The following is a 21,142-nucleotide window of genomic DNA, read 5'->3' on the forward strand; positions in this document are numbered from 1 at the left end:
ATGGGAAATATATTTCACCCCATGGACGTATCTGCCGTTGTTTCACGGGTTAGCATAGCGACCTGTTTCATTCAGTCTTTTATCGGGAGTCTCCATGAGCGCCGTCACTCGCGCAGCGGTTGAAACCGTCCTTCGCCAATATACCGACCCTTACCTGAACCAGGACCCGGTCAGCGCCGGGTGTGTGCGCAGCATCGATATCCAGGGCGACCGGGTCAGCGTGGCCCTGGAGCTGGGCTATGCCGCCGGCCTGTTCAAGAACGGCTGGGCCCAGGTGCTGCAGACCGCCGTCGAGGGGATCGAGGGCGTGGCCTCGGCACAGGTCGAGATCACCTGTGTGATCGCCGCACACAAGGCCCAGGCGCAGATTCCGGGCCTGGCCAACGTCAAGAACATCGTGGCCGTTGCCTCGGGCAAGGGCGGTGTGGGCAAGTCCACCACCGCCGCCAACCTGGCCCTGGCCCTGGCCCGTGAAGGGGCGCGGGTGGGTATCCTGGATGCCGACATCTATGGCCCCAGCCAGGGCGTGATGTTCGGTATCGCCGAAGGGACCCGGCCGCAGATCCGCGACCAGAAGTGGTTCGTGCCGTTGCGTGCGCATGGCGTGGAAGTCATGTCGATGGCGTTTCTTACCGACGACAACACGCCGATGGTATGGCGTGGCCCGATGGTCTCCGGTGCGTTGCTGCAACTGGTGACCCAGACCGCCTGGGACAACCTCGACTACCTGGTGATCGACATGCCGCCGGGCACCGGCGACATCCAGCTGACCCTGGCGCAGAAGGTGCCGGTGGCCGGTTCGGTGATCGTGACCACGCCGCAGGACCTTGCGCTGCTGGACGCGAAAAAGGGTGTGGAGATGTTCCGCAAGGTGAATATCCCGGTGCTGGGCGTGGTCGAGAACATGGCCGTGCATATCTGCTCGAACTGCGGGCATGCCGAGCACCTGTTCGGTGAAGGTGGTGGCGAGAAGCTGGCGGCGCAGTACGGTGTGGAGCTGCTGGCTTCGCTGCCCCTGTCGATGCTGATTCGCGAGCAGGCCGACAGCGGCAAGCCGACTGCGATTGCCGAGCCTGAAAGTCAGATTGCCATGGTGTACCAGGAACTGGCACGGCAGGTGGGGGCGCGCATCGTGCTGCAGGAAGCGGCGGCGCCGGCGATGCCCAATATCACCATCAGCGAAGACTGAGTCGATACCCTCGCCTGTGTAGGAGCCGGCGTTGCCGGCGAAGGGCCCACTGCATCACCAGGCAGGTACTGCGGTGTTGCCTTCGCCGGCAACGCCGGCTCCTACGGGCAGCCCCACCGGCAAGGCAAAAAAAAGCCCCGCCGGTGAGGGCAGGGCTTTTTTCAAGCAGTGAAGCGCAAGTTAGATAACTTGTACTTCTTCAGCTTGCATGCCTTTCTGGCCGCGGGTAGCGACGAAAGAGACCTGCTGGCCTTCTTTCAGGCTTTTGAAGCCGTCAGCTTGAATGGCTTTGAAGTGTACGAACAGGTCGTCACCGGATTGTGGGGTGATGAAGCCGAAGCCTTTTTCATCGTTGAACCACTTAACGGTACCGGTTTGGCGATTGGACATGGTCTGTCTCCTTGGACAAAGTTAATTACGGCTCAGGAAACGCCCTGGCCGAGACTGAGTGCAAAGAGGCAGAAAATTCATGAAGATGGGTTGATCGAGATCTTGCATCAGGTAGAGATTCTCAGTGACACGTGCAGCACAGTGGCGTCACCATAACCCTTTTTCCAGAACGTGCCAATGGTCTTGTTCAGCTTTCGTGCAATTCAAGACTGACGGCGCCGCGATACCCCGCGCAGGCCCCGTATGACGCGGATCTTGCCGCCAACACCGCACGGAACTTTGAACCCGGCGCCGGGCCCGGTAAGATGCCCCACAGAATTTCTTCACCACGCTATTTCAGGACACCCGCCATGAGCATCAAATCGGACAAGTGGATTCGCCGCATGGCGCAGGAACACGGCATGATCGAGCCCTTCGTCGAGCGTCAGGTACGCGGCGAAAGCGACAACCGGCTGATCTCCTTCGGCGTCTCCAGCTACGGCTACGACGTGCGCTGCGCCGACGAGTTCAAGGTGTTCACCAACATCAATTCGGCCACCGTCGATCCGAAAAACTTCGACGCCGGCAGCTTCGTCGACGTCAAGAGCGACGTGTGCATCATCCCGCCCAACTCCTTCGCCCTGGCGCGCACCGTCGAGTACTTCCGCATCCCGCGCAACGTGCTCACCATCTGCCTGGGCAAGAGCACCTATGCCCGTTGCGGCATCATCGTCAACGTCACCCCGCTCGAGCCGGAGTGGGAAGGCCACGTGACCCTGGAGTTCTCCAACACCACCACCCTGCCGGCCAAGATCTACGCCAACGAAGGCGTGGCGCAGATGCTGTTCCTGGAGTCCGACGAAGAGTGCGAAGTGTCCTATAAGGACCGCGGCGGCAAGTACCAGGGCCAGCGCGGTGTGACCCTGCCGCGCACCTGAGCCGACGAAGCGAGGGAATTACTCGCCGGCAAGGCACTCCAAGCAGATGAACCGTCCCGGCACGCCAGGAGGCGTGTCGGACTTCGCTCAGGAGCCGCCTATGAAACTCGACCCTTCAATCAGCGCCAAACTTGCCGTGCTGCAGCCCAATCAGATCGGGCTGGTGGCCTGGTCATTGCTTGCGCAGCCGCCACTGATGCAGGCCGGTGGCGTCCCCGGCCAGCCTGGCCCGGACACCCCGTCGCCGGCGCAGCCAGGCGATAACCCGCCGATGGAACCGGGTGAACCCACACTCCCTGATGAACCGCCACCGGCACCGGTTGCCTGAGCCTAGGGCTCGACCGGCCATACCTGCGCGTCTGCCGTCAGGTACACGCGCTCACCCGGCTGAGGCTGCACTGCCCAGCCGCCGGTGAAGTCCCCGAAGGCCGGCAGCAGGCCGAGCCGTTCGCCGATCACGAAGCAGGGCAGGCGCAGGCGTTGCCGCGCGCGCCCCCGCAGCACATACACCGGGTGTACGTGGCCGGCCAGCACCAGGTGCGTGGGATGGGGCTCGGGCTCGTGCTGCAAGGCGAACGGCCCCAGCAGCAGCGGGCCGTCCAGCACATCGATGCGCAGCCCCTCGGGCGGGTCGCCGGCATGCAGGTCGTGGTTGCCGCGTATCAGCGTGATCTTCAGCCGGGCGTGCCGTTCCCGCCATTGCCGCACGCGTTCCAGCGTGGCCGCGGCGCGACCGGTGCGTGCGTGCAGAAAGTCGCCCAGCACGATCAGCTCTTCGCATGGGTAGCTGGTCAGCAGCCGGTCCAGGCGTTGCAGGGTCGATTGCGTGGTGCCGCGGGGCACGGGCAGGTGCTGGGCGCGAAATGCCGCCGCCTTGCCGATATGCACATCGGCCACCAGCATCACCCTGCGCGCCGGCCAGTACAGCGCCTTGTCCCCCAGCAGCCAGAGCTGCTCGCCCTGTACGTCGATGTTCAGGCAGTGACTCATTCAGCGCTCCCGGCTCGCGGCCTTTTCCAGGTCGGCGACCATGCGGGCGATGCGGTCGGCGAGCTTTTCCGTGCTCAGGGTTTCGCGCATGCCTTCCACCAGCAGCGGAAAGGCCAGCGGGCCCGGGCGCGCAAGCGGCTGCAGATGCAGGCGCAAACCGCCCAGCCGGCTCAGTACCTGCGCCAGGCGGTCGATCTCAAGCTCTGCGTTCAGCACCTCGTCACGGGCCTGGCCCAGCAGCAGGTTGCCCGCGTCGTGCTGGCGGAACACCTCGAAGAACAGGCCGCTGGACGCCTGGATCTGCCGGGTGCTCTTGTGCGAGCCGGGATAACCGCCGAACACCAGCCCGGAGATCTGCGCAATTTCGCGAAAACGGCGCATGGCCATTTCGCCGGCATTCAGGCTGGCCAGCACGTCCTCGAGCAGTTCATCGGGGCTCAGCAGGTCCGGCAGCATGGCCGCCCACGGCACTTCGCCAGGGCACAGCAGTTCCAGGCCATAGTCGTTCACCGCAATCGAGAAACTCGCCGGCTGGCTGCGGCTGTAGCGCCACGCCAGCAGGCTGGCCAGCCCAAGGTGGGTGGTGCGCCCGGCAAATGGATAGAGAAACAGATGGCAGCCCTGACGCGAGGTCCAGGTCTCGGCCAGCAGCATGTCGTGGGTGGGGATCACCGACCAGCGCCGCTGCAGCTCCAGCAATGGCTTGACCGCCTGCATGGCCGGCCCGTGGTAGCGACCGTGCGCGGCGCCGTCGAGCTGCTCGACCACGGCCCTGGCCAGCTCGCTGGAAAGCGGCATGCGCCCGCCGTTCCAGCGTGGTACGGCAGGTTTGCGTGCGGTGCTGCGACGCACATAGGCGGTCATGTTGTCGATGCGCACCAGCTCCAGCGTGCGCCCGGCGAACAGGAAGGCATCGCCCGGGCGCAGGCGGGCAACGAAGGCTTCCTCGACACTGCCTAGGTTGCGCCCGCCGCCTCCCTTGCTCCAGAACTTCAGCTGGATGCTCGCATCGCTGACGATGGTGCCGATGCCCATGCGGTGGCGGCGCGCCAGGCGCGCGTTGGCCACGCGCCATACCCCGTCCGGCGCTTCGATGACCCGGTGATAGTCAGGGTAGGCGCCCAGCGAGGCACCGCCGTTGCGCACGAATTCCAGCGCCCATTGCCACTGTTCGTCGTGCAGGTGCCGATAGGCCCAGGTGCTGCGCACTTCCTCGAGCAGTTGCGCGGGGCGAAACCCGGCACCCAGGGCCATGCTCACCAGGTGCTGCACCAGCACATCCATGCACAGCGCCGGAGAGCGCCTTGCCTCTATCTGGCGTGCTGCCACGGCCTCGCGGGCGGCGGCGGCCTCCACCAGCTCCAGGCTGTGGGTCGGTACCAGGGTCACCCGCGAAGGGCGGCCCGGCGCGTGCCCCGAGCGTCCGGCGCGCTGCATCAGACGCGCCACGCCCTTGGCCGAGCCGATCTGCAACACCCGTTCGACGGGCAGAAAATCCACCCCCAGGTCTAGGCTTGAGGTACATACCACTGCCTTGAGCTGGCCCTGTTTCAGGCTCTGCTCGACCCAGTTGCGGGTTTCGCGGGCCAGCGAGGCGTGATGCAGGGCAATGATGCCGGCCCAGTCGGGGCGCGCCTCCAGCAGCGCCTGATACCACAGCTCGGCCTGGGCGCGGGTGTTGGTGAACACCAGGCAACTGCTGCTGCGCGCCACCTCATCGCGCACCTGCGCGAGCATCTTGAGCCCCATGTGCCCGGCCCAGGGGAAGCGCTCGATGGCTTCGGGCAGCAGGGTATCGACCTCGATGCGCTTGTCCTGGCGGCCTTGCACCAGGCAACCGCCCTCGGGCAGCAGCACGTCGCGGGCATGCTCCAGGTTGCCCAGGGTGGCCGAGATGCCCCATACGATCAGGCCCGGGTGCCAGCGGCGCAGGCGCGCCAGGGCCAGTTGCAGTTGTACACCGCGCTTGTTGCCGAGCAGCTCGTGCCATTCGTCCACCACCACCAGGCGCAGGCTGGCGAACTCGCTCTGCGCCGCATCGCGGGTCAGCAGCAGGGTCAGGCTTTCGGGGGTGGTGATCAGGGCACTGGGCAGGCGCCGGCTCTGGCGGGCACGCTCGGCGCTGGAGGTGTCGCCGCTGCGCACGCCCAGGCTCCAGTGAATCTGCAACGCGTCCAGTGGCGCCTGCAAGGCCCGCGCGGTATCGGCGGCCAGGGCGCGCATGGGGGTGATCCACAGCACTTGCAGCGGTGCCGGGTGCTTGGCGCGTGGCGTGTCCTGGGCATGGAGGTGTTGCAGCGCGGCCAGCCACAGGGCGTAGGTTTTGCCGGCGCCGGTGCTGGCATGCAGCAACCCGGATTCGCCGCGGGCGACGGCGGCCCACACGCGCTTCTGAAAGGCGAAGGGCCTCCAGCCACGGGTGGCAAACCAGGGGCCAGCAAGGTCGGACGGTTTACGCATGCCGGGGCCGCTTGTGGGCAGTGGGTGTGTCTTCACAGACCATCAATGCCCGGCATTAGTTTTAGCGGGTGACAATCGTCGGGTTATTTGAGGTTGCCACTCAGGAACTGGCGCAGCCGCTCGCTCCTGGGGTTGCCCAGCACATCGGCCGGTGCGCCCTGTTCCTCCACCAGCCCCTGATGCAGGAACAGCACCTGGCTCGATACCTGCCGTGCAAAGCTCATTTCGTGGGTCACCATGATCATGGTGCGGCCTTCCTCGGCCAGCCCCTGGATCACCCGCAGCACTTCCCCCACCAGCTCCGGGTCCAGCGCCGAAGTCGGCTCGTCGAACAGCATCACCTCCGGCTCCATTGCCAGCGCCCGCGCGATCGCCACCCGCTGCTGCTGGCCACCGGACAGGAACGCCGGGTACTGGTCTGCCACCCGGGGCGCCAGGCCTACCTTGTCCAGGTAGGCACGTGCCCGTTCCTCGGCCTCGTGCCGGCTTACCCCCAGCACCCGGCGCGGCGCCATGCTGATGTTCTCCAGCACGCTCAGGTGGCTCCACAGGTTGAAATGCTGGAACACCATGGCCAGGCGCGTGCGGATACGCTGCAGCTCGTCGGCATCGGCCACGCGCAGGCCGTGGCGGTCGTGCACCATGCGCACCGGCTGGCCGTCCAGGGTCATGCTGCCCTCGTCGGGCTGTTCGAGAAAATTGATGCAGCGCAGAAAGGTGCTCTTGCCCGAGCCACTGGCGCCGATCAGGCTGATCACGTCGCCGGTGCTGGCCTGCAGTGAAACGCCCTTGAGCACATGGTGCTCGCCGTAGCGCTTGTGCAGGCCTTCGATGGTCAGTTTGTACATGCACGGCCCCTCATGGCGATAACAGGTAGCCGCTGCGGTACGGCTGGTTGCCCGCCACATGCGCAATCACCATGCCAGCGGTGGCCATGCGTCGCAGCGAGCGGGCATACAGCAGCCCGGCCTGCTGGTTGTATACCGGGGTCACGCGGTCGCTGAGCGGGTCGATCACCTCGGCGATCAGTTGCCCGGCCTGCACCGGCTGGCCCGGGGTGACATGAAACACCAGCAGGCCGCCCAGCGGCGTGGCCACCGGTTCGACCGCCGCCAGCGGTGTGGCCGGGTAGGGCAGGGGCGGCAAGGGGGCGGCTTCGCCTTCGATGGCACCGAAACGGGTCAGGTAGTTCAGGATCGCCTCGCAGTCGGTGCTGGCCAGCGGGTGGCTCACATCGCCCTGACCGCGCAGCTCCACCGTCACCGAAAAGCTGCCCTGGGGGATGGGGAACTGCTTGGCAAAGCGTTGCTGCAGCTGCCACCACACCAGGGTGAAACACTCATCGAACGACTGCCCGCCCGAATCGGTGGCCAGCAGGCTGGCCTGGGCCCCGAGATAGCGCGACAGCGCCTCGACCCGGGGCCAGGCTTCCGGGGTGGTGTACAGGTGCGCGACGGCCTCGAAGTCGCAGTGCAGGTCCAGCACCATGTCGGCATCGCAGGCCAGGCGTTGCAGTACCAGGCGCTGGGATTGCAGCGGGGTGGCGGCGGGCTGCGCGTCCAGCGCCCGGCGCATGCACTCGCGAATCAGCTCGACGTTGTGCCGCGGGTCCTGGGTCAGGTGCGCCTCGATCTGGTCACCGATGGTGTCGCTCAGGTCGACGAAGTGGCGGTTGAAGTTCTCGCCGCTCTGCAGCTCGAAACGCCCCAGGGGCACGTCCATCAGCACCTGTTCCAGGCCCACCGGGTTGGCGATGGGCACCAGCACGATCTCGTGGCGCAGGCGGCCCTGGCTCTGCAATTCGCCCAGGCGTTGCTTGAGGTGCCAGGCCACCAGCATGCCGGGCAGCTCGTCGGCATGCAGCGAAGCCTGGATATAGACCTTGCCGGCACCGCGCGGGCCGAAGTGGAAGCTGTGGATCTGGCGGCAAATCCCCGGCACCGGGGCCAGGATGTCGTGGGTCTTGTGGTGCATGAACGGTCCTAGTGTGCGGGGCCGAGGAAGGCCAGCCAGCGTCGTTCGGCCAGGCGGAACAGGCCCACCAGTGCGAAGGTCACGCACAGGTAGATGATGGCGGCCGTACCGAACGACTGAAAGGTCAGAAAGGTGGCCGAGTTGGCGTCGCGGGCGACCTTGAGGATGTCCGGCACGGTGGCGGTGAAGGCCACGGTGGTCGAGTGCAGCATCAGGATCACCTCATTGCTGTAGTACGGCAGCGAGCGGCGCAACGCGGACGGCATGATGATATAAGCATAAAGTTTCCAGCCGCGCAGGCCGTAGGCCCTGGCTGCCTCGACTTCACCGTGGTGCATGCTGCGGATGGCGCCGGCGAAGATCTCGGTGGTGTAGGCGCAGGTGTTCAGGGCAAAGGCCAGGATGGTGCAGTTCATGGCGTCGCGAAAGAAGCTGTCGAGCAGCGGTTGCCCGCGCACCACCTCCAGGCTGTAGATGCCGGTGTAGCAGATCAGCAGCTGGATATACAGCGGCGTGCCGCGAAACAGGTAGGTGTAGAACTGCACTGGCCAGCGCACCCACAGGCGCCGTGACACCCGTGCGATCGACAGCGGGATCGACACCACGAAGCCGATCAGCAGCGAGGCGCTGAGCAGCCACATCGTCATCGCCAGCCCGGTGATGTGGGTGCCGTCGGTATAGAGGAACGCGCGCCAGTATTCCTGCAGCAGCTCGATCATCGCAGTGCCTCCCGGGTGCCGACGTTGTAGCGCCGTTCGAGCCAGCGCAGGGCCACGTTCGAGGCGCTGGTGATGAGCAGGTAGATGAAGGCCGCCACCACCAGAAAGTAGAACAGCTGGTAGCTGCTCTTGCCGGCATCCTGGGCGGCCTTGACCAGGTCGGCCAGGCCGATGATCGACACCAGCGCGGTGGCCTTGAGCATCACCATCCAGTTGTTGCCGATGCCCGGCAGGGCGAAGCGCATCATCTGCGGGAACACCACGAAGCGAAACCGCTGAAAGCGCTTGAGGCCATAGGCGGTGGCCGCTTCGACCTGGCCGCGCGGCACCGCGAGGATCGCGCCGCGAAAGGTCTCGGTGAAATAGGCACCGTAGATGAAGCCCAGGGTGATGACCCCGGCAGCGAAGGGGTTGATCTCGATGTAGTCCCACTCCATGGCGTCGGTCAGGCTGGTGAGCCCGGTCTGCAGGCTGTAGAAGATCAACAGCATCAGCACCAGGTCGGGCACCCCGCGGATCAGCGTGGTGTAGAGCTGCGCGGGGATGCGTAGCAGCGCCAGCGCGGAGAGCTTGGCGCTGGCGCCGAGCAGGCCCAGGCCGACGCTGACCAGCAGCGACATGAAGGACAGTTGCAGGGTCATCCAGGTGCCTTGCAGCAGCAGCGGGCCGAAGCCCCTGAGGCTGAAGGCGCCAAGGCCCAGGTGTTGCAGGAGGTCGTCAAGCATGGAGCGAGCCTGTGCGGGTGGGACCTTGGGTACGCGGTGCGTCAGCTCTTGCACGCACCGCGAACCCGTGTAGGAGCCGGCCTTGCCGGCGAAGAGGCCGGCCCTACTTGCCGCTGTACAGGTTCAGATCACCAAAGTGCTTCTTCTGGATGTCGGCATAGGTGCCATCATCGTGTAACGCTTTGATACCTTTGTTCAGCAGGGCCTTCAGCTCGCTGTTACCTTTCTTAATGCCCACCGCCGTCTTCGACGGCAGCAATTCGCTGTCCACCGGTTGGCTCACTTCGTAGCCCGCGCCCTGTGGCGATTTCAGAAAGCCCAGTTCGGCCTGCAGCATGTCCTGGATCGAGGCGTCCAGGCGTCCCGAAATCAGGTCGGCATACACCTGGTCCTGGTTCTGGTAGGCCTGGGTCTTGACCCCGGCCTTGTCCAGTACGGCCTTGGCATAGGCTTCCTGGATGGTGCCCTGCTCGTAGCCGACGGTCTTGCCCTTGAGCGAGGCCGGGTCGGCGCTCATGCCTGCACCTTTTTTGAACACCAGCGCGGTAGGCCCGGAGAACAGCTCGTCGGAGAAGTCGATGACCTTCTCCCGCGCCGGGGTCACCGTCATGGACGAGATCACGCCGTCGAACTTGTTGGCCTTGAGGCCCGGAACCATGCCGTCGAAGTCGCTCTCGACCCACCTGCACTTGACCTTGAGCTCGGCGCAGATCGCGTTGCCCAGGTCGATGTCGAAGCCCACCAGGCTGCCGTCGGCGGCCTTGGACTCGAAAGGGGCGTAGGAGGGATCGACGCCGAAGCGCAGTTCCTTGTAGTCCTTGGCCAGGGTGTTGCCCGCAGCCAGGCACAGCGCCAGAGCAGACAGCGTCAGCAGAGCTTTTTTCATGGTGTGGTCCTTCAAGCGCAAATGATGGGTGGCTGCGCAGCGTTACCGCTGGCCGCTCGACATCAAGCTCACAGCAATTTCCGCACCATAGTCCCAATTGCTGCGTTTCGCTTACCCCAGCAGCGACTGCAACGTGGCCAGGTCGTCCGCTTCGTCCACCGGTTTGTCCAGGCGCCAGCGCAGCATCCGCGGGAAGCGCACGGCAATCCCGCTCTTGTGGCGCTTGGACAGTGCGATGCCCTCGAAGCCGAGTTCGAACACCAGCGTCGGGGTCACGCTGCGTACCGGCCCGAAGGTTTCCACGGTGGTCTTGCGGATGATTGCATCAACCTTGCGCATCTCTTCGTCGCTGAGCCCCGAGTACGCCTTGGCAAAGGGCACAAGGCTGCGCTGCGGGCTGCCGGCGGGGGCGTCCCACACCGCAAAGGTGTAGTCGCTGTACAGGCTGGCGCGCCGGCCATGTCCGCGCTGGGCATAGATCAGCACCGCGTCCACGCTGAACGGGTCGATTTTCCACTTCCACCACACCCCCATGTCCTTGGTGCGGCCCACCCCGTACAGGGCGTCGCGGGCCTTGAGCATCAGGCCCTCGACCCCCAGGCTGCGCGATGCCTCGCGCTGGGCGGCAAGCTCGGCCCAGGTGTCGCCCTGCAGCACCGGCGACAGGCGCAGCGCCGGGTGCGCAGTGGTCTGAACCAGCGCCTCCAGCTGCGCCCGGCGCTCGGCCTGCGGGCGGCTGCGCCAGTCGGCGCCCTGCCATTCGAGCAGGTCGTAGCCCAACAGCACCACTGGCGCATCGGCCAGGATCTTCTTGCCCAGGGTCTTGCGCCCGATGCGCTGCTGCAGCAGGGCGAAGGGTTGCACGCCGTCGCGCCACACCACGATCTCGCCGTCCACCACGCAGCCATCGGGCAGCACGGCGGCCAGCGCCTGCAGTTCGGGGAAGCGCTCGGTCAGCAGCTCCTCGCCGCGTGACCACACCCACAACTGGCCCTCGCGCTTGACCGCCTGCGCACGGATGCCGTCCCACTTCCATTCCGCCTGCCAGGCCTGGGGCGGGCCGAGCAGGGCGTCGAACTGGTCCACCGGCTGTTGCAGCGCATGGGCCAGAAAGAACGGGTACGGCTGGCCGCCGCGCTGGGCATGTTCGTCTTCGGACTCGGCCGCGATCAGCTTGAGGTAGCCCTGGGCCGTGGGGCGGTGCGACAGGTCGGTGTAGCCCACCAGGCGCTGAGCCACGCGCTTGCTGTCGATGTCGGCCAGTTGCGCCAGGGCGCGGGTGACCAGCAGCTTCGACACGCCGACGCGAAAGCTGCCGGTGACCAGCTTCAGGCACACCAGCAGGCTCTGCCGGTCGAGCTGTGCCCACAGGGGCGGCAGGCGCTGCGCCAGGGTTTCGGGCGGCAGTCCGCGCAGCGGCAGCAGGCAATCCTCGACCCAGTAGGCCAGGCCCGCGTCGCTGCTGTGGGCGGCTTCGGGCAGCAGCAGCGAAAAGGTCTCGGCCAGGTCGCCCACGGCCTGGTAGCTCTCCTCGAACAACCAGTCGGGCAAACCCGACAGGCTGATTGCCAGCTCGCGCAGCAGCCGTGTGGGTACCAGCTGGCGCGGCCGCCCGCCGGCCAGGAAGTACACCGCCCAGGCGGCGTCTGCGGGGCTGGCGCTGGCGAAGTAGCGCACCAGTGCATCGCGCTTGGCGTTGCTCGAGGTGGTGGCGTCGAGCTGGCCGTAGAGTTCGGCGAAGGCCTTCATGCGCTGGCCTCGGTCGGGGCGCCTTCATCCTCGTCACCGTATTCGGTGACGAACGCCTGGGCATCCAGCCCGCGCTCGCACAGGTAGCGCACCAGCACGGCCACCGAGCCGTGGGTCACCATCACCCGCTGCGCCCCGGTCTGTTCGATGGCCCACAGCAGGCCGGGCCAGTCGGCGTGGTCGGAGAGCACGAAGCCGCGGTCCACCCCGCGCCGGCGCCGGGTGCCGCGCAGGCGCATCCAGCCGCTGGCGAAGGCGTCGCTGTAGTCGCCGAAGCGGCGCATCCAGCTGCTGCCGGCCGCCGAGGGCGGGGCCAGGATCAGCGCCTGACGCATGCGTGGGTCGTGCTTGTCCATCTCGCTGGCATGCAGCGTGGCGGGCAGGGCGACACCCGCTTCGCGGTATACCCGGTTCAGCGGCTCGACCGCGCCATGCACCAGGATCGGCCCCAGGCTCGGGTCCAGGCCATGCAGGATGCGCTGCGCCTTGCCGAACGAATAGCAGAACAGCACGCTGGCCTTGCCCAGTGTGATGTTCTCGCGCCACCACGCATTGATCTGGTCGAAGATCTGCTGCTGGGGCTCCCAGCGGTAGATCGGCAGGCCGAAGGTCGACTCGGTGATGAAGGTGTGGCAGCGCACCGGTTCGAACGGTGCGCAGGTGCCATCGGGTTCGACCTTGTAGTCGCCGGACGCCACCCACACCTCGCCGCGATACTCCAGGCGCACCTGGGCCGAGCCCAGCACATGGCCGGCCGGGTGCAAGCTCAGGGTCACCCCGCCGTGGTCCAGGCGCTGGCCGTAGTCGAGGGTCTGCAGGTTGATGTCGGCGCCCAGGCGGCTGCGCAGGATGCCCGCGCCGGGGCTGGCGGTGAGGTAGTGGCGGTTGCCGTTGCGGGCGTGGTCGCCATGGCCGTGGGTGATCACCGCACGTTCAACGGGGCGCCACGGGTCGATGTAGAAATCCCCGGGTGGGCAATACAATCCTTCGGGTCGTGCAATCACCAGTTCCATGCCAAGGCCGCTGCGCTGGGGGTTTAACCTAGGAGCGCGGCCGGGCCGGTGAAGTTCGATCCGAAAGCGTCGCCGGCGTGCTGCCGGCGACGCTGCAGGGGGGCTGCTTCAGTAGCGCGCGTCTACCGGGCGCCCGCCGTTGGGCCAGTCCTTGACCTTGTCGGGGAAGTCCGGGCGTGGCTGGCTGGAGAACCAGGCCGCCACGTCCACCGCGTCCTGGTCGGACAGGCCGCCCTGGCCGAGCGGGAACTTCTCGTGCATGCCGATCGGCATGTTGCGTTTGACGAAGGCGGCCGCGGTGTAGGTGCGCGCCATGCCGGCACCGATGTTGAACGACTGCTCGCCCCACAGCGGCGGGAAGATCCAGGTGCCGTCGGCGCGGGTCAGGCCTTCGCCGTCGTTGCCATGGCACACCGCGCACTGCTGGGCATACACCTGCTTGCCGTTGTCCAGGTCGGGCTTGATCGACGGGTCGACCTTGCCTACGCCGCGCCCTGGCACCTTGTCCTCGGGCTTGGTGTTGTTCTTCATCCACTCGAAGTACGCCACCATCGCCTGCATGTCGGCCCCTTGCGGTGGCAGCGGCGAGCCGCTCATCGAGCGCCGGAAGCAGCCGTTGATGCGCTCCTCCAGGGTGATCACCTTGCCCGCCCGTGGCGCATAGCCGGGGAAGAAGGCCGATACCCCGACGAACGGCGAACCGTCGGCCACGGTGCCGGCGTTCAGGTGGCAACTGGTGCAGTTGAGCGCGTTGCCGACGTTGTCGGGCAGCAGGTCACGGGTCTGCAGGTGCAGGCGCATGCCGCGCACCACCTGATCGGCATTGCTGGCCGCCAGCAGGTCGGCCAGGCGCGGGGTCTCGAAGGTCGAGGCGTCGCGATCCTGGGGCTTGAGCTGCTGGCGCAGCTTGGCCACCTGCGCTGCGCTGATCGCCGAGCCGTCGTTGCCCCAGCTGCTGCGCACGAACGTGAGGATCTCGGCGATCTCGGTGTCGGTCAGGCGCGAGAACCCGGGCATGGTGTACACCCGCGGGTGGGCGACGGTTTCGGCGGTCTGCCAGCCGGTCAGCGTGATGTGCAGCAGCGAGGTCGGGTTGGCCGAGGCCACGCTGGGGTTGTGCGCCAGTGGCGGGAACATGCCCGCCACGCCGGCGCCGTCCGGGCGGTGGCAGTCGCTGCAGAACTGCGTGTAGCCCAGCCCGCCGCGGCTGGTGAACAGGTTGTCCGGCGCTGGGGCAGGGGTTCGTTCCACCATCGGCATCGGCAGGTCGTCCTTGCCCGGTGGCAACGACTTGAGGTAGCGCGCGATGGCGGTGAGGTCGGCGTCGGTGAAGTGCTGGGTACTGTGGGAGATCACCTCGGCCATGTTGCCCGACACCGTGGCAAAGCGGTTCTGCCCGGTCTTGAGCAACTGCACGGTGTCGTCCACCGTCCACAGGTTGCGCAGGCTCAGGGCGCGCCAGTGCTCCACGGTCTCGCCGGCCAGGAAGTGCTGGCCGGCGCTGCCGGCGTCGTCCATGGCCTTTTCCTGGAAGGCCACGCCGCGCGGGGTATGGCAGGCGCCGCAGTGGCCCAGGCCCTGTACCAGGTAGGCGCCGCGGTTGAGCTCGTCGCTGCGGGCCGGGTCGGCCACGAAGGGTTGCTTGTCGAGAAACACCAGGTTCCACAGCGACAGGCCCCAGCGCTGGCTGAACGGAAACTTCATGTCCGCTTCCAGGTTGGGCTGGTTGACCGGCTTCACGTCCTCCATCAGGTAGGCGTACAGGTCGCGCATGTCGCCTTCGGTCATTTTCGCGTAGGAGGGGTAGGGCATGGCCGGGTACAGGTTGGTGCCGGCCGCGTTCACCCCTTCGCGCATGGCACGGTCGAACTGCTCGAAGGTATAGCGGCCGATGCCGGTGACCTTGTCGGGGGTGATGTTGCTGGAGTAGATGGTGCCCATCGGCGTGGTCAGTTCGAGGCCGCCGGCCATCAACTCGCCGCCCTTGGCAGTGTGGCAGGCCACGCAGTCGCCCAGACGGGCAATGTAGGCGCCGCGTTCGACTGCCGTTGCCGGGGGCGGCTCACTGGCAGAGGCGGGGTACGCAAACAGCAGCGTCGAGCCAAGCATGGCCAGACGCGATACAAGAGAAGCCATCGCAATCGTCCTTTGGATGCGGCCGCAGGTGGTCCTGTAGGCACGTATCCGCAATCGTTTTTATAGGGTCATCAGACAAACCCGGTTATAGCCGATGGACGAGGGTGGCACTTTGATATGGATCAGCGCGGGGTGAGAAGGGGGCTCGCCGCCAGGGCGACGGCGAGCCGAAGGGGTTACTTGCCGGGCACCAGGGTCAGGCGCTTGCTGCCGTAGGCGCGTTCGAAGTTCTGCGGCTGCATCGGGAAGGTCACGTAGCTGCCCTTGAACCAGGCATCCAGGCCGTCGGCGAAATGCGCGCTGGCCGGGTTGCCCGACTGCCCGCTGCTGCTCACCCCCTGCAGCGGCTCGGCCAGGCCGAAGTCGACCACCATGCGCATCGATGGCATCAGGCGGGCGTTGAAGTCCTGGCCCCAGGCATAGGCCGAGGCGTTGAGTGTGGTGTGGTCGCCGCCGGTGGCCAGCGGGCCGCGCTTGAGCGTGTCGCCCAGGCCATAGGGTGCGCTGACGGGCCAGTGGTACTGGTGCAGCTTGCCCCATTGCCAGGCCCGGCGGTCGGTGCCCATCTGCGCTTCGCCGGCGCTGATGGCCGCGGCCAGGCTGCGGGCCAGGATCGTCGGCTTGTCCTGCTTGTCCGGGCTGTTGCGGTCGTCCCAGAACGGGCTGTCGTCGCGGCCCAGCAGGTGATCGGCCTGGGCCGAGTACGACAGCCGCGCATTGGCGACGAAGGCTTGCCAGCTCGGGCTGGTTTCAGGCCCCAGTTCATCGAGGAAGATCTGCCGGGCGCTTTGCTGCAGGAACAGCTCGTACACCGCGGCATCCGCCGATTGCGGGCTCAGGCGCCCGTCGAACGCCATCAGCCGGGTGTAGGCCTCGCGGGCGCGGGCCTTCTGCTCGGCGGGCAGGGCGTCGATGGCCTGCTTGAGCGGCTGGGCCATGCCGGGTGCTTCGAACATGGCCTTGAGCTTGGCGGCGAACAGGGTGGTCTGGTCGTACTGCATGGCGATCAGGCTGCGGCTGTCGTGCTTGCCGTTGCCGGCCAGATGCGCCAGGCGTTCGGCACGCTCGGGGTAGTACCAGCTGTTGGACAGTTGCAGGCCATAGCCCTTGGGAATGCTGCGCTGGTTGGCATTGCCCAGCCAGCCTTGCGGCGGGTCCTGGTCGTAGGGGTGGAGCATGGCGTCGGCGTAGCCATCCCAGTCATAGCGCCCGTCGGCACCTGGGGAGGGCAGCAGGCCCTGGCCTTCGCGGCGGTTGGGGTAGCGGCCGGTAACCTGCCAGCCCACGTTGGCGGCGTCGGCGAACACCAGGTTCAGCGCGGCGGCGCCGATTTCGCGGCTGGCGTCGAAGGCACGTTCGACGCTCTGTGCCCGCGACAGGTCGAAGAACGCATCAAGGCTCTTGTCGCCCTTGAGTTCGGGCATCTTCAGGGCCAGGCCGAGGCTGCCCTGGGTGCCGGTCAGCAGGGCGCCGTGGCGGGTTTCGTACAGGGTTTCGCGTTGCGGGCGCTGGCCCTTGACGAAGTAGGTCTCGTTGCGCGCCTGCACCGGCTGCCAGCGGCCGTCGACTTCATAGAGCACGCGGTTGCCTTCGCGCTTGAGTTTTTCCAGGTACAGGTCCTGGTTGTCGCCCATTGCCGCGCTGCTGCTCCAGGCCAGCTTGCCGTTGAAGCCGGACAGCACGAACGGCAGGCCGGCCAGGCTGAAGCCGGCGGCCTGGTATTTGGTGGTACGTACCTGCACCGGGCTCAAGGCCCAGGCGCCCTGGCTGTCGCTGGCCAGCAGGCTGCGGCCGCTGCGGCTGCGCTGCGGGGCGATGGCCCAGTTGCTCGACGCCGGGGTGCCCAGCAGGTTGAGCGCGGCCAGTTGCTCGCTGACCTTGTTCAGTGTGGCCAGGCCCGGCAGCTGGCTGCCCGGGTTCAAGCCCTTGAGCTTGTCGGCTTCGGCCATGGCCAGCGGTTCGTCCGGGTAGCTGGGCAGCAGCCACGGCAGTGTGTCGGCACCGACTTTCTGCGCCAGGGTCAGTGCGGCGATTTCTTCCTGCAGGTTCACCGACTGGCTGAAGCTGTACAGGCTGAAGATCAGCGCCGAATCTTCAGGCTTCCAGTACTCGGGGCGGTAGCCGCTCTGGGCCAGCGGGGCCGGCAGGCGGTCGCGGTAGCGGAACAGGTAGGCGTTGACCCCGCGTGCGTACACCTCGAAGAAGCGCTTGAGGCGCGGCGAGGCGTCGGCGTAGAGGTCGTTGGCGTTCTTTTTCAGGTTGACCGCGCGCATGAAGCGGTCGACCTCCAGCGCATCCGGGCCGGCCATCTCGGCCAGGCGCCCCTGGGCCAGCAGACGCATGCCGACCATCTGCCCGATGCGATCGCCGGCGTGCACATAGCCCAGGGTGAACAGCGCATCGTGGAAGCTGCTGCTCTCGATCAGCGGCATGCCCAGGGCGTTGCGCCGCACCGAGACGTTCTGTGCCAGCCCCTTGAGCGGTTGCACGCCGCTGGTGGGGATGACGCTGTCCTGATGGTTGCCCAGTTGGCAACCGCCCAGGCTGAGCAGCCCGAGCAGGGTCGCGGCGACGCCGAACCGGGGTAGAACGGGGGAAAGGGCTGGCGAGGCCATGGGCAAGGCTCCTGCAGGGGATGGCGCTAAAAGGCGCTACGTTAGTGAGCGCGATCACGCCATGCAAGCGGGGGCGCGGGCTTTATTTTCAAAGTACCGCGCGGCCTTGTCGTGGTTCAGGCTGGCGGCGGGTTGATCTGCTTGACCAGGGCGTAGGCGCGCTGTGTGGCGGGGCGTGCCTGGATGCGCTGGAACCAGCCTTTGAGGGCCGGGAAGTCGTCCAGGTTCTGCTGCTGCCAGGTGTGCGAAACGATCCACGGGTAGATCGCCATGTCGGCGATGCTGTAGTCGTTGCCGGCGACGAATGGTCGGTCGGCCAGGCGCTTGTTCAGTACCCCGTACAGGCGCGCGGTTTCGTCCACGTAGCGCTTGATGGCGTAGGGGATCTTTTCGGGGGCGAAGCGGTTGAAGTGGTGGTTCTGCCCGGCCATCGGGCCCAGGCCGCCCATTTGCCAGAACAGCCATTGCAGGGCTTCCTGGCGGCCGCGCAGGTCCTTGGGAATGAACTGCCCGGTTTTTTCGGCGAGGTAGAGCAGGATGGCCCCGGACTCGAACAGCGACAGCGGCTGGCCGTCGGCGGTGTCGTGGTCGACGATGGCCGGGATGCGGTTGTTGGGGGCGATTTTCAGAAAGTCTTCGGCAAATTGCTCGCCCTTGCCGATGTTGATCGGGTGAAGGGTGTAGGGCAGGCCGGTCTCTTCGAGAAACAGGGTGATCTTGTGGCCGTTGGGGGTGGTCCAGTAATACAGGTCGATCATGGTCACGCTCCGTTTGATGGTCGTCTGCTGGAACTGTGCTTGATGTCGAGGCGCAGCGTGTGTGGGAGCGGGTCAGGCCCGCTCCCACAGGGGAGGCATCAGGCCCCGTGGCACTTCTTGAACTTCTTGCCGTTGCCGCATGGGCAAGGGTCGTTGCGGCCAACGTCCTTCAGGGCATTGCGCGCAGGTTCCTGAGGGGCATGGTTGCAGTGCGGGCCATGCACATGGCCGTGGTCATGATCATGCGCGTGATGGTCATGATCGTGATTGCAGTCGGGGCCATGAACGTGGGGTTGCTGGGTCATCGAGGGTTACTCCGGAATGAGATCGGCGGGAATTATCTCACCCTTGCGCAACAAGTGCAGGTCGTGGGCAAAGAATAATCCGGTGCTCAGCTCACCCTCCAGGCGATAGGGGATGGCCTGATCGGGGCGCTTGAGCAGCTTGGCGATGGGCTTGAGCTGGCGCCACAGGTTGGTACGCACCGGTACCTGGATGGTGCGCCGACTGTGCGCGTCCACCCGAAACCACTGGCCGTGGTCGCCTTCGACCAGCAACAGGTCGGCCAGGTACACCGCGTAATGCAGGTTGCGCACCTGCAGGGTGCTGTCGTTGGGATTGTCGATGCGAAAGTGCAGGATGAACTCCTGCTGCATCAGCCGCGCCTTTACTGTCTCGACCCGCACCAGGTGCACGCCGGGGTCCTGGTAGCTGCCGCCCCACCAGCTGGCGCAGCCCGCCAGATTCATCAGCAGCAGGCCGATGAGCAGCCGACGGGCGCAGGTGGTCATGACTAATGGCTCATGTAGCTGGCGCAGCACTTCTTGAACTTCTGCCCGCTGGCGCATGGGCAGGCGTCGTTGCGCCCGGCCTTGAGGCCCACCGTGGGGTCGATGAAGTACCAGTGCCCGCCGTTGTGCACGAAGGCCGAGCGCTCGCGGTGGCTGTGCTCGCCGTCGTTGTCGTGCCAGCGCGCCGTGAAGGTGACGAACGCGTGATCGGGCTGGCCGCCGAACACCTCGGCGCTCTCGACCTCCAGGCCCAGCCAGGTGCTTTGCGCGCTCCAGGCGGCAATGCCGGCGCGATCCAGCCCGGCCTGCTGCACCGGCAGGGTGGTCTTGATCAGGTAATCCACCAGCCCCAGCACATAGGCGCTGTAGCGCGAGCGCATCAGCGTCTGTGCATCGGGCGCCGGGTGGCCGGCATGATAATGCCCGCAGCAGGCATCGAGCAGGTTACCGCTGCCGCACGGGCAAACCGAGACACTCATTGCATCACCACCAGTACTTTCCAAAATTTTGCGGGTTGGCCCAGAACTTGGCGTTGAGCCAGTCGGGTACCTGTTTGTAGTCACGTAGATCATAGGTGAACAGGTTCAATACCTGCTCGTCACGTTGAAAACGCTCGCTGTCCTGCAGCGCCAGTGCGTAGAAGTCGGTGTCGCGCCAGCCGCTGGCCGCAAGGTCGACCAGCACCGCCACGCGGCTGGCGTTGAGGTTGCGAATGCCGCCGAGCAGTTGCAGGCCCTGCTGGTTGCTCAGGTGTTCCAGGCAGTCCACCAGCACCGCCAGGTCGAAACGCTGCGCGGCAAGCTCGGCCGGCAGCGCGCCGGGGCGGGCCACGGCGATCTGCGCCTGCGGGTGCGCGGCGGCGAAGGCCTCCAGTGCCGGAAACGACGTGCCCACCAGCAACAGGCGTTGCGGGGCATGGTGCTCCAGCAGGGCGGCGAGGGCCTGCTGGGGCGTGCGCGAAGAAAAACGGTCAGTCATCGAAGCTCCTCGGTAATGCGTCAAGACTAGCCGGCCCGGGACGCAAGGCATAGAGGCACGCGCAAAGCGCCATGGCTTATTGCTGGCGCAGATGGAATCACCGGTCTTTACTCCCAGAGCATCGGTTTTGCACCGATTCCCCCTAGGAGACGCGACAAAATGAGCATAGTTCGCACAGCATTGCCTCTGGTTCTGCTAACCAGCGTATTGACTGGTTGTGCAGGTTTGCAAAAAACCGACTGGCCGAAGTGTGCCGCCGTCGGGGGCGTTGGCGGTGCCGCCCTGGGCGCCATCGAAAGCTCCAGCTGGGCCGGCTGGGGCGCGCTGCTCGGCGGCGGTCTGGCGGCCGGTTACTGCTGGGCCCATGGCGACGGCGACGAAGACGGTGATGGCGTACCGGACAGCCGTGACAAGTGCCCGGGCACCCCGCGTGGCGTTCAGGTCGATGCCAACGGCTGCCCGCCGGAGCCGGTCGCGGTGGTCGAGGAAGTCGTGGTGGTCAAGGAAGAGGTCATCGTGATCCGCGATGTGCTGTTCGAGTTCGACTCGGCCAGGCTCACCACGGCCGACAAACTGCGCCTGGACAAGATCGCCACGCGCCTCAAGGCCGAAGCCCCGAGCGCACGCCTGAGCGTCACCGGGCACACCGACAGCCGCGGCAGCGATGCCTACAACCAGAAACTCTCGGAGCGCCGCGCCCATTCGGTGACCGACTACCTGGTCGAGAGCGGCATTGCGCGCAGCAGTTGCGTTTCGGTGCAGGGTGCCGGTGAAACCCAGCCGGTGGCAGACAATAACACCGCCGACGGACGCGCGATGAACCGCCGCGTGGAAATTCGCATCGATCGCTGA

The 21,142-nt window shown here is 66.3% G+C and carries 21 protein-coding genes; 4 read left to right on the plus strand and 17 right to left on the minus strand.

The window, feature by feature from the left end; translation table 11 throughout:
* The first annotated feature begins 94 nt into the window (after positions 1-94).
* Positions 95-1,189, plus strand: a complete 1,095-nt coding sequence (gene apbC / locus CR917_RS06255) for an iron-sulfur cluster carrier protein ApbC (RefSeq protein ID WP_058540969.1) — start codon at positions 95-97, stop codon at positions 1,187-1,189.
* Positions 1,190-1,369: 180 nt separating this feature from the next.
* Here the strand turns inward: apbC and CR917_RS06260 are convergent, their stop codons facing one another.
* The gene (locus CR917_RS06260) at positions 1,370-1,579 is read right to left on the minus strand and encodes a cold-shock protein (RefSeq protein WP_008365925.1); all 210 of its coding nucleotides are present in this window, start codon (positions 1,577-1,579) and stop codon (positions 1,370-1,372) included.
* Positions 1,580-1,929: 350 nt separating this feature from the next.
* Here CR917_RS06260 and dcd point away from each other — a divergent pair, with 350 nt between their 5' ends.
* Both dcd and CR917_RS06270 read left to right on the plus strand, forming a co-directional pair.
* Positions 1,930-2,496 (plus strand): dCTP deaminase, encoded by a 567-nt coding sequence (gene dcd / locus CR917_RS06265; RefSeq protein WP_028943496.1) that lies wholly within the window; start codon positions 1,930-1,932, stop codon positions 2,494-2,496.
* A gap of 100 nt (positions 2,497-2,596) precedes the next feature.
* Positions 2,597-2,824: a hypothetical protein gene (locus CR917_RS06270; protein WP_043861959.1), complete on the plus strand. Its 228-nt coding sequence runs from the start codon at positions 2,597-2,599 to the stop codon at positions 2,822-2,824.
* A 2-nt stretch (positions 2,825-2,826) separates the two neighbouring features.
* Here the strand turns inward: CR917_RS06270 and pdeM are convergent, their stop codons facing one another.
* From pdeM to CR917_RS06350, 16 genes are all read right to left on the minus strand, one after another.
* On the minus strand, positions 2,827-3,486 hold the full coding sequence (pdeM, locus tag CR917_RS06275; RefSeq protein ID WP_104572027.1) for a ligase-associated DNA damage response endonuclease PdeM: 660 nt from the start codon (positions 3,484-3,486) through the stop codon (positions 2,827-2,829).
* Positions 3,487-5,946: a ligase-associated DNA damage response DEXH box helicase gene (locus CR917_RS06280; RefSeq protein ID WP_104572028.1), complete on the minus strand. Its 2,460-nt coding sequence runs from the start codon at positions 5,944-5,946 to the stop codon at positions 3,487-3,489.
* 83 nt (positions 5,947-6,029) lie between these two features.
* Complete coding sequence (locus tag CR917_RS06285; RefSeq protein ID WP_054914743.1) at positions 6,030-6,794, minus strand: ABC transporter ATP-binding protein; 765 nt, start codon at positions 6,792-6,794, stop codon at positions 6,030-6,032.
* Positions 6,795-6,804: 10 nt separating this feature from the next.
* Complete coding sequence (locus tag CR917_RS06290) at positions 6,805-7,920, minus strand: succinylglutamate desuccinylase/aspartoacylase family protein (RefSeq protein WP_054914742.1); 1,116 nt, start codon at positions 7,918-7,920, stop codon at positions 6,805-6,807.
* Positions 7,921-7,928: 8 nt separating this feature from the next.
* Positions 7,929-8,639, minus strand: coding sequence for an ABC transporter permease (locus CR917_RS06295; protein ID WP_043861955.1), 711 nt, complete (start codon positions 8,637-8,639; stop codon positions 7,929-7,931).
* Positions 8,636-9,364 (minus strand): ABC transporter permease, encoded by a 729-nt coding sequence (locus CR917_RS06300; RefSeq protein WP_104572029.1) that lies wholly within the window; start codon positions 9,362-9,364, stop codon positions 8,636-8,638. The genes CR917_RS06295 and CR917_RS06300 overlap by 4 nt, the downstream gene beginning before the upstream one ends.
* Positions 9,365-9,467: 103 nt before the next feature.
* Entirely contained in the window at positions 9,468-10,250 is a 783-nt protein-coding gene (locus CR917_RS06305; RefSeq protein ID WP_043861953.1) for a transporter substrate-binding domain-containing protein, read from the minus strand.
* Positions 10,251-10,361: 111 nt separating this feature from the next.
* Positions 10,362-11,999, minus strand: a complete 1,638-nt coding sequence (locus CR917_RS06310) for an ATP-dependent DNA ligase (protein ID WP_104572030.1) — start codon at positions 11,997-11,999, stop codon at positions 10,362-10,364.
* A complete protein-coding gene (locus CR917_RS06315) occupies positions 11,996-13,012 on the minus strand; it encodes a ligase-associated DNA damage response exonuclease (protein WP_104572031.1) in 1,017 nt (338 codons plus the stop codon). The genes CR917_RS06310 and CR917_RS06315 overlap by 4 nt, the downstream gene beginning before the upstream one ends.
* 108 nt (positions 13,013-13,120) lie before the next feature.
* Positions 13,121-15,148 carry a c-type cytochrome gene (locus CR917_RS06320; RefSeq protein WP_104572032.1) on the minus strand — a complete coding sequence of 676 codons (2,028 nt, stop codon included), beginning with the start codon at positions 15,146-15,148 and terminating at the stop codon, positions 13,121-13,123.
* A 176-nt stretch (positions 15,149-15,324) separates the two neighbouring features.
* Positions 15,325-17,763 (minus strand): penicillin acylase family protein, encoded by a 2,439-nt coding sequence (locus CR917_RS06325; protein WP_104572033.1) that lies wholly within the window; start codon positions 17,761-17,763, stop codon positions 15,325-15,327.
* A 116-nt stretch (positions 17,764-17,879) separates the two neighbouring features.
* Positions 17,880-18,521, minus strand: coding sequence for a glutathione binding-like protein (locus CR917_RS06330; RefSeq protein WP_104572034.1), 642 nt, complete (start codon positions 18,519-18,521; stop codon positions 17,880-17,882).
* A 98-nt stretch (positions 18,522-18,619) separates the two neighbouring features.
* Positions 18,620-18,826, minus strand: coding sequence for an SEC-C metal-binding domain-containing protein (locus CR917_RS06335; protein ID WP_078480560.1), 207 nt, complete (start codon positions 18,824-18,826; stop codon positions 18,620-18,622).
* Between the two features lie 6 nt (positions 18,827-18,832).
* Positions 18,833-19,312, minus strand: a complete 480-nt coding sequence (locus CR917_RS06340; RefSeq protein WP_043862632.1) for an LEA type 2 family protein — start codon at positions 19,310-19,312, stop codon at positions 18,833-18,835.
* A gap of 2 nt (positions 19,313-19,314) precedes the next feature.
* Entirely contained in the window at positions 19,315-19,791 is a 477-nt protein-coding gene (locus CR917_RS06345) for a YchJ family protein (RefSeq protein WP_043862631.1), read from the minus strand.
* Positions 19,792-19,795: 4 nt separating this feature from the next.
* Positions 19,796-20,290 (minus strand): DUF6231 family protein, encoded by a 495-nt coding sequence (locus tag CR917_RS06350; protein ID WP_043862630.1) that lies wholly within the window; start codon positions 20,288-20,290, stop codon positions 19,796-19,798.
* Between the two features lie 159 nt (positions 20,291-20,449).
* Here CR917_RS06350 and CR917_RS06355 point away from each other — a divergent pair, with 159 nt between their 5' ends.
* A complete protein-coding gene (locus tag CR917_RS06355) occupies positions 20,450-21,142 on the plus strand; it encodes an OmpA family protein (RefSeq protein ID WP_104572035.1) in 693 nt (230 codons plus the stop codon).

The sequence above is a fragment of the Pseudomonas sp. BRM28 genome (assembly GCF_002939405.1).
GTDB lineage: Bacteria > Pseudomonadota > Gammaproteobacteria > Pseudomonadales > Pseudomonadaceae > Aquipseudomonas > Aquipseudomonas palmensis.

What these genes read in the sequence shown, in the direction of transcription:
- CR917_RS06320 (WP_104572032.1), bottom strand. Translation starts at nt 15,148, where the DNA reads ATGGCTTCTCTTGTATCGCGTCTGGCCATGCTTGGCTCGACGCTGCTG.
- CR917_RS06310 (WP_104572030.1), bottom strand. Translation starts at nt 11,999, where the DNA reads ATGAAGGCCTTCGCCGAACTCTACGGCCAGCTCGACGCCACCACCTCG.
- CR917_RS06285 (WP_054914743.1), bottom strand. Translation starts at nt 6,794, where the DNA reads ATGTACAAACTGACCATCGAAGGCCTGCACAAGCGCTACGGCGAGCAC.
- CR917_RS06355 (WP_104572035.1), top strand. Translation starts at nt 20,450, where the DNA reads ATGAGCATAGTTCGCACAGCATTGCCTCTGGTTCTGCTAACCAGCGTA.
- apbC (WP_058540969.1), top strand. Translation starts at nt 95, where the DNA reads ATGAGCGCCGTCACTCGCGCAGCGGTTGAAACCGTCCTTCGCCAATAT.
- CR917_RS06260 (WP_008365925.1), bottom strand. Translation starts at nt 1,579, where the DNA reads ATGTCCAATCGCCAAACCGGTACCGTTAAGTGGTTCAACGATGAAAAA.
- CR917_RS06335 (WP_078480560.1), bottom strand. Translation starts at nt 18,826, where the DNA reads ATGACCCAGCAACCCCACGTTCATGGCCCCGACTGCAATCACGATCAT.
- CR917_RS06270 (WP_043861959.1), top strand. Translation starts at nt 2,597, where the DNA reads ATGAAACTCGACCCTTCAATCAGCGCCAAACTTGCCGTGCTGCAGCCC.
- CR917_RS06295 (WP_043861955.1), bottom strand. Translation starts at nt 8,639, where the DNA reads ATGATCGAGCTGCTGCAGGAATACTGGCGCGCGTTCCTCTATACCGAC.
- pdeM (WP_104572027.1), bottom strand. Translation starts at nt 3,486, where the DNA reads ATGAGTCACTGCCTGAACATCGACGTACAGGGCGAGCAGCTCTGGCTG.
- CR917_RS06305 (WP_043861953.1), bottom strand. Translation starts at nt 10,250, where the DNA reads ATGAAAAAAGCTCTGCTGACGCTGTCTGCTCTGGCGCTGTGCCTGGCT.
- CR917_RS06325 (WP_104572033.1), bottom strand. Translation starts at nt 17,763, where the DNA reads ATGGCCTCGCCAGCCCTTTCCCCCGTTCTACCCCGGTTCGGCGTCGCC.
- CR917_RS06300 (WP_104572029.1), bottom strand. Translation starts at nt 9,364, where the DNA reads ATGCTTGACGACCTCCTGCAACACCTGGGCCTTGGCGCCTTCAGCCTC.
- CR917_RS06290 (WP_054914742.1), bottom strand. Translation starts at nt 7,920, where the DNA reads ATGCACCACAAGACCCACGACATCCTGGCCCCGGTGCCGGGGATTTGC.
- CR917_RS06345 (WP_043862631.1), bottom strand. Translation starts at nt 19,791, where the DNA reads ATGAGTGTCTCGGTTTGCCCGTGCGGCAGCGGTAACCTGCTCGATGCC.
- CR917_RS06340 (WP_043862632.1), bottom strand. Translation starts at nt 19,312, where the DNA reads ATGACCACCTGCGCCCGTCGGCTGCTCATCGGCCTGCTGCTGATGAAT.
- CR917_RS06350 (WP_043862630.1), bottom strand. Translation starts at nt 20,290, where the DNA reads ATGACTGACCGTTTTTCTTCGCGCACGCCCCAGCAGGCCCTCGCCGCC.
- dcd (WP_028943496.1), top strand. Translation starts at nt 1,930, where the DNA reads ATGAGCATCAAATCGGACAAGTGGATTCGCCGCATGGCGCAGGAACAC.
- CR917_RS06280 (WP_104572028.1), bottom strand. Translation starts at nt 5,946, where the DNA reads ATGCGTAAACCGTCCGACCTTGCTGGCCCCTGGTTTGCCACCCGTGGC.
- CR917_RS06315 (WP_104572031.1), bottom strand. Translation starts at nt 13,012, where the DNA reads ATGGAACTGGTGATTGCACGACCCGAAGGATTGTATTGCCCACCCGGG.
- CR917_RS06330 (WP_104572034.1), bottom strand. Translation starts at nt 18,521, where the DNA reads ATGATCGACCTGTATTACTGGACCACCCCCAACGGCCACAAGATCACC.